This is a genomic window from Nostoc sp. 'Peltigera membranacea cyanobiont' 213, from assembly GCF_002245975.1.
Taxonomy (GTDB): Bacteria; Cyanobacteriota; Cyanobacteriia; order Cyanobacteriales; family Nostocaceae; genus Nostoc.
In genome coordinates this window covers 99,827-106,888 of the sequence record NZ_NOLI01000007.1, presented here as the reverse complement: position 1 = coordinate 106,888, position 7,062 = coordinate 99,827, and the positions used below count along the sequence as shown (strand labels likewise).

General features: G+C 41.9%; 4 protein-coding genes and 1 other RNA gene. 1 reads left to right on the top strand and 4 read right to left on the bottom strand.

Annotated features, from left to right (window positions below):
• Nucleotides 1–101: 101 nt before the first annotated feature.
• Entirely contained in the window at nt 102–1,820 is a 1,719-nt protein-coding gene (locus CDG77_RS03775) for a diflavin flavoprotein (protein WP_094328075.1), read from the bottom strand.
• A gap of 1,229 nt (nt 1,821–3,049) precedes the next feature.
• Between CDG77_RS03775 and CDG77_RS03770 the strand changes: the two genes are divergently transcribed.
• The gene (locus tag CDG77_RS03770; protein ID WP_094328074.1) at nt 3,050–3,505 is read left to right on the top strand and encodes a helix-turn-helix domain-containing protein; all 456 of its coding nucleotides are present in this window, start codon (nt 3,050–3,052) and stop codon (nt 3,503–3,505) included.
• 303 nt (nt 3,506–3,808) lie between these two features.
• Here CDG77_RS03770 and ssrA read toward each other — a convergent pair.
• From ssrA to atpA, 3 genes are all read right to left on the bottom strand, one after another.
• Nucleotides 3,809–4,199, bottom strand: a transfer-messenger RNA (tmRNA) gene (gene ssrA, locus CDG77_RS03765).
• A gap of 158 nt (nt 4,200–4,357) precedes the next feature.
• A complete protein-coding gene (locus CDG77_RS03760) occupies nt 4,358–5,305 on the bottom strand; it encodes a F0F1 ATP synthase subunit gamma (protein WP_094328073.1) in 948 nt (315 codons plus the stop codon).
• A 96-nt stretch (nt 5,306–5,401) separates the two neighbouring features.
• Nucleotides 5,402–6,916, bottom strand: a complete 1,515-nt coding sequence (atpA, locus tag CDG77_RS03755; protein WP_094328072.1) for a F0F1 ATP synthase subunit alpha — start codon at nt 6,914–6,916, stop codon at nt 5,402–5,404.
• Between the last annotated feature and the right edge of the window lie 146 nt (nt 6,917–7,062).

The following is a 7,062-nucleotide window of genomic DNA, read 5'->3' as shown; positions in this document are numbered from 1 at the left end:
CTGGGGAATGGGGACTGGGGACTGGGACAAGAAGAACAACTTCTATCTTCTATCTACTGTTTCTTCCCAATCCCTAATCCCCAGTACCCAATCCCTAATCTTTAGTAGTAATTACCTACTTTGCGATGGCGAACGGCTGTGAGTCCATCGTTTTTGGAGACACGACCTTCTTGGACGGTGCAGTATAAAATCCAGTGGTCGCTGCATTCCATGCTGCTCTGTATTTCACATTCTATGTATGCTAGAGCATCAGTTAGAATCGGAGAACCGTTTTTCGCAGTTTGAGTTTTCACTCCTGCAAAGCGGTCAGCACCGGGATGCAAACGCTTGAGAAAGTGTTTTTTGAGTTCTTGATAGTTGCCTTCTTCCAAAACGTTGAGGACGAAGCGATCGCCTACTTGCATTAAGGAATCAATGGCGCGGTCTTTAGCAACAGCAATTGTTAATCCTAATGGTTGCAAACTCGCTTGCGTTACCCAGGATGCCAGCATTGCACTTGAGACATCTTCTTTTTTAGTAGTGACTATATATAGTCCACTACTAATGCGACCCAACGCCTTTTCCATGTTGACATCAAGGGACTTGATGTGCTTGATGTTGCGATCGCGCACTAGCAATTGTCCCAAGTCTTTACCCGCTTCTTCACACAACTGGAATGTGGATGCGCTGGGAACTTCTCTAATCCGAATAGCTGGGAAGGCTTCTTTAATGCCAGAGTCGAGAAATTTTCTGCGGAGTGTATCAATGGGTTCATCATCCCCACCGTAACATTCAAACAGCCCAACCAGTTGCTTGTTCTTAGCAACAGCTAACACCGAACTGATGCTAGCTTGGGCGGCGGCGCTTGTAGTCGGGGGCATACCAATAATGATGCTAGCTGCTCTACCTGCTAGTTCTTGGATTTCTTGGCTCTGGGCAGTACTTAGATCCAGGACTTCTACCCCAACCCCAGTTTTCAGTATACCTTCGGCAATTGCATGACCAAGGCGCTCGCTATAGCCGTAATCTGAGACAAAAAACAAGCCAACTGTAGTTTCTGCCTTGGCTTGTTTTTGGCTCCAATTTTCGTAGCACCCGGTTAGAACATCTAGATGGTGGTATAATAAAGGCCCGTGACCGTTGGCGATAATATTAATCTTGCCTAGTTCGCTCATCCGCTTCATGGCATTCACCAAAGAACGAGCGTTAGGGCCCATCAAACAATCGTAGTAAAATCTAAAGTCAGCTTCGATCGCTTCTAAATCTTCGTCAAAGGTGCGATCGTCACAAAAATGCATCCCAAAAGCATCACAGGTGTAGAGAATTTGGGTTTTACGGTCAAAGCTAAAGATTGTATCTGGCCAGTGCAGGTTAGGCGCACTCACGAATTCTATTTCGTGTCCTTTGCCGATATCGATGCGATCGCCAGTTTTCACAACCCTCTTACTAAAAGGATCGTGTACTAAGCCTTCCAAAAACTGAAGCGCAACTTTTGAGGCTAAGACGGTAGCTCTAGGAGCCAACTGGAGGACATCTTCTACTAAGCCGCTATGATCTGGCTCTGTGTGACTAACAATTATGTAATCAATTGTTTTGGGGTTAACAAGACCTTTTAAAGTCTCTAAATACAGCTCGCGAAACTTCTGGTGAGAAGTATCAATCAAAACTGTTTGTTCACCCCTAATTAGATATGAATTGTAGGTTGTGCCGTTTTGCAGTCCGAATTCGATATCGAAGCGATCGCGATCCCAATCAAGAGAGCGAATCGCCGTTGTGTTAGGGGCAATTTCTACAGTTTGTATAGTTAGCCGATGTTGAACGTTCTCTGCGATCGCTACCATTATTCGTCTCCGAGCGCAAATTGTCAGGTTTTTCTTCTGCCCCCATTGTCTCTATTATTTTTTATTTAAGTTGTAATGAATATCAGTTTTTGAATAATTTAACTTGTATCAATTATTACTTTTTCTTAGCAAAAAGTATGACTAAAAAATCTACTCGATCTTAATTTATCTAAAAAAATATACTGAGTATTGAATTTTGCGATTTATCTCAGTTTCTCATAAATTAAAAATATCACGATCCTTATAATATTTGACAATAAAAACTGAAAAAATAAAGATGTTATCACATATCTAGGAATACTATATAGAACTCATATCTGAATTTTTGGAAAAACTTAGTACAACTAAAAAAGCTTTATCTACCCTTGCCTCTTGGGTATTGCCTAACTATACAAGTAAGTTAAGAAATTAAAATTAATTTTTTGAGAATGACGTATTAATACTAAAAGAGATATCAGGACTTTTACATAATTCCTGTAATTATGGTGCAATATAATTGTCTTAAGCAAATAGATTAGAAGTTAGCTTTTGAAGATGCTATCTCATAAATAAGTAGGAAAAGTAGGAAAGGTGGGAAAAGTAGGAAAAGTAGGAAAGTTAACAAAATAACTCCTATCTCCAATAGGTATTGAATATATTTTTATCTCAAGGAAGAATCTTGTTACGTAAAATATAAACTTTATGTAAAGTTGATCGGATAGATATTTTTTGTAGATAATTAAGAAAAACTTCCAGAGATTAGTTTAATAAAAAGGAACTAGGCTTATATATGTATGTTTTTCCGCTCATTCAAATGGAAACTCTCGCAAAAATAATTTTTAAAGTTTCGGTAAATCACCGTAAACATACGAATAATCTAATAATTTTAGTGATACAGTCCTTTATTATCGACTTTAGACACTAATTAGGATAAAGCCAACAAATTCTTCTTGTTATGGCTAGCAGCTATAGCTTCTATCTCTCAATCCAATTTGCCTATACAGGCTAATGGTGTTCTTTTTGATGCGCCTAACTTTTTATAAAATTCCATTGTCGATGATAAATTGCAAATTTTGATATCCCTCTAAAGCCGATACTTATTGCGTAACATCATTTTAGATACTGGCATCCTTAATATTTATAGTTAAATTTTAAGAGAGTGCTATTAAATACGTAGTTTATTAAGTATATAGGCGTGAATAGACATAAGAAAAAATAGCAAAAATTAATTGTGTAAAAGGTTATTAATTATGGGATGCCGATTAAAAGTCTTTCTAAGTGAGCAAGAAAAGCTAACCTTAGAAGAGTTAAGAAAAGCCAAAGATGCTCCTCAACGTACTAAGGATCGCGCTCAAGTCTTATTGCTAAATAATCGTGGGTTAAAAAACGAGCAAATTGCTAAAGGCTTGAACTGGGCAATTTCCACAGTCCGTCAAACCCTTCATCGTTGGGAAAAGATGGGTTTAGCTGGTCTGTGGGATGCTCCTGGTCGAGGTGGAAAACCTCGATATTCAGAATCAGATTTGGTTTATCTAGAAAATTGTTTAGCTCAAGAGTCGCAGACTTATAACTCTAAACAATTAGCAAAAAAACTGGCATCTGAACGTCAAGTAAGCTTGAGTGCAGATCGGTTACGACGGGTACTTAAGCAAAGGGGAAGAAGGTTTGGAAGCGCACACAAACAACCCCAGGAACAGAATACTTAATAGTCTGTCAAGCTAGTAATGAAAAGTTTGTAGTAAGCCACTAAGCGTGCTTATAAAATCAGGACTGAAGTCGTGACTACGAACTTTCTTACCGCAGATCGAAGATAATTCGATCGATTAGTGTACTTCATAACTTCGGTAACTGCTGTATTGGCATATAGCTAGCTTTTGAGGAGAGGTACACAGACTCACTATCCGCTTTTTTGGTCAGAATATCTAACTGAATTCTGACTCCTGAATTCTGTTTAATAAAACAAAATCCACCTAAACATTAAACTGTTTGGTGGACTTGTTATTTATTCTTAGTGGATCCGAGCAGAGTCGAACTGCTGTCCAAATTGGGTATTGACCCCCCGCTCATTCACAGGTTTAGCCTTTCTGACCCTCAAGGCGGGAATCGTTCATTATCCCGAACGTAGGATGCTCTGATTTAATCTTAGCTAGACAAGCCAACCAGAGAACGCTTGCTAGAGCATCCGTTGGGGTTTGGTCTTCAGTCCTTAACGGAGTCAAACTAAAGACGCTCGAACCTATAAGAGGTGTTTAGGCAGCTACTAGAGCATCCTTACGAGCAAAGCTAACGATGTTATTCGCATTTACTTTTTGTTTGAGCCTTTGATTTCCGAGAGGAGACTCACTCTCGACCTGAATCACAGAGCAGCGTTCGCCAACCTGTCGAAACCGTGACGGACCCATGCGCTTCATATTTCAATTATAATACGCAATTTGGAAATTCGTAATTCGTAATTATCAAAGTTTGGATATATGGCTCCAATTACTCAAAATAGCCAATCGCTAATTTTAAAACCATTAGCAATTGGCTATTTACCACGATCCACAACAAATATTTTTCTAAGTTAGTGCTTCAGCACCACCTACAACCTCAAGGAGTTCTTGGGTAATTGCAGCTTGTCGAGCTTTGTTGTAAGACAGTGTGAGGCTATTAATCAATTCACCTGCATTTTCGCTGGCATTACTCATGGCTGTCATCCGCGCTGCTAGTTCACTAGCGGCAGATTCTTGCAGCGCCCGCAATAGCTGGTTACTCAGATACAGGGGCAACAGAGAATCGAGGATCTGTACTGGATCTTGCTCGAAAATCATGTCAGGAGCTAATACACGGACTTCCTTAGTCACTTTCTGCCGTTCGACTTCAAATTTACCGCCACGGGTTGTCAAGCGGAAGATTTCGTCATCGCTTGCTTCTAGACCTTGTGGATCGAGTGGCAGTAAGGTTTGGGTAACAGGACGCGAACTAACCAAGGAAAGGAATCTGGTATAGATTAATTCAATGCGGTCAACTTCTTCCGAAAGGAACAAGGAAAGTAGTTGATCGGCAATTTGATTGGCTTCGGCTGCGGTGGGAATTTGCTCCAGGCCGCTGTAGGTAGCATCAATGGGCTGATCGCGGCGTTGAAAGTATTGTGTTGCTTTGCGTCCGACTAGCACAAATTGATAGTTTAAACCTTCTGCCTTGATTTCTTTGGCGCGGTTTTCTGCACGACGGATAACGTTATTATTGTAGCCGCCGCATAAACCGCGATCGCCTGAAATTACTAACAGCCCGACTGATTTAACTTGCCGTTTTTTCAGCAGTGGCAGGTTGGCTTCTTCAAAGCGCAGACGGCTTTGCAAACCATATAATACTTGTGCCAAGCGATCGGCAAAAGGGCGAGTTGCTAGTACTTGTTCTTGTGCCCGGCGCACTCTAGCCGCAGCTACGAGGCGCATGGCTTCTGTGATTTTTTTGGTGTTTTTGACCGACTGGATGCGATCGCGTATTGCTTTTAGATTGGCCATATTTTTAAGTTCTGAGTTAGGAGTTAGGAGTTAGGAGTTAAGAGTTAGGAGTGTTTCATTAACTTTTAACTCTTAACTCTTCACTTCTAACTTTAATTACGCTGTAGCTTTGAAGGTCTTTTTGTATTCAGTAAGCGCTTCCTTCAAGGCTGCTTCTTCTGCGTCACCTAATGCTTTAGATGCTTGTACTCCTTGGGCATATTTACCACCCTTTAAGGACTCCCGCAGACCTTGGGTAAAGGTGGTGACTTTATCTACAGGTAGATCGTCTAAGTAACCATTAATACCTGCATACAAAATTGCCACTTGTTCGTATACTGAAAGTGGCGAATTTTGTGGCTGCTTGAGGAGTTCGCGTAACCGTTGACCGCGTGCCAACTGGTCTTGAGTGGCTTTATCTAAGTCAGAAGCAAATTGAGCGAAAGCTTGCAAGTCGTCAAATTGGGCTAGTTCCAATTTAATCTTACCGGCAACTTTTTTCATTGCCTTGGTTTGAGCCGCAGAACCCACGCGGGATACAGAAATACCAGGGTTTACAGCGGGACGGATACCAGCGTTAAACAAGTCAGAAGACAGGAATATCTGACCATCGGTAATGGAGATTACGTTGGTGGGGATGTATGCTGAAACGTCACCAGCTTGGGTTTCGATGATTGGTAGAGCGGTCATGCTGCCTTTACCTAATTCGTCACTTAGCTTTGCTGCTCTTTCTAGCAAACGAGAGTGAATGTAGAATACATCTCCAGGGTAAGCTTCGCGTCCGGGTGGACGACGCAACAATAGGGACATCTGCCGATAAGCTTGGGCTTGCTTGGAGAGGTCATCATAAATTATCAGGGTAGCTTTACCCTTATACATAAAGTACTCAGCAATACTTGCGCCTGTGTAAGGAGCTAGGTATTGCAGGGTTGCTGGTTCACTGGCACCAGCAAAGACAACGACGGTGTAATCCATCGCGCCTTTTTCTTCCAATGTCTGCACCACGTTAGCAACTGTGGAAGCCTTTTGACCGATCGCAACGTAGACACAAACTACATCTTCTGATTTTTGGTTGATGATGGTGTCGATAGCGATCGCAGTTTTACCGGTTTGGCGATCGCCAATGATCAATTCCCGTTGACCGCGACCGACGGGAATCATTGAGTCAATAGCTGTAATCCCCGTTTGCATGGGTTCGTGTACAGATCGACGAGCAATGATACCTGGTGCTGGAGATTCAATCAAACGGCTTTCTGAGGATTTGATGTCTCCCTTACCATCGATGGGAAGACCCAAAGCGTTTACAACTCGTCCAATTAAGGCTTCTCCTACGGGTACTTGGGCAATTTTACCAGTAGCGGTTACAGAACTACCTTCTTGAATTTCCAGCCCTTCACCCATAAGCACCGCGCCCACGTTGTCTTCTTCTAAGTTCTGGGCGATGCCAATTGTGCCATCTTCAAATTCTAAAAGTTCCCCAGACATAGCCTTTTCCAGACCATAAATCCGGGCAATACCGTCACCTACTTGAAGAACGGTACCAACGTTAGCAACTTTGACCTCTTGATCGTATTGCTCGATTTGTTGTTGGATAATGCTACTAATTTCGTCAGGTCTAATTGATATGCTCATGTGTCTATCTTGTTTGCTTTCGAGACGGAAGTAAAAGGGACTGGGGATTAGGGACTGGGGATTAGGGACTGGGGATTAGGGATGGAAATAATTTATGACTATAATCTTTTTCCTAGTCCCCAGTACCCAGCCCCCAGTACCCAGTC

Coding starts and splice junctions, on each gene's coding strand:
- CDG77_RS03775 (WP_094328075.1), bottom strand. CDS start 1,820: ATGGTAGCGATCGCAGAGAACGTTCAACATCGGCTAACTATACAAACT.
- atpA (WP_094328072.1), bottom strand. CDS start 6,916: ATGAGCATATCAATTAGACCTGACGAAATTAGTAGCATTATCCAACAA.
- CDG77_RS03770 (WP_094328074.1), top strand. CDS start 3,050: ATGGGATGCCGATTAAAAGTCTTTCTAAGTGAGCAAGAAAAGCTAACC.
- CDG77_RS03760 (WP_094328073.1), bottom strand. CDS start 5,305: ATGGCCAATCTAAAAGCAATACGCGATCGCATCCAGTCGGTCAAAAAC.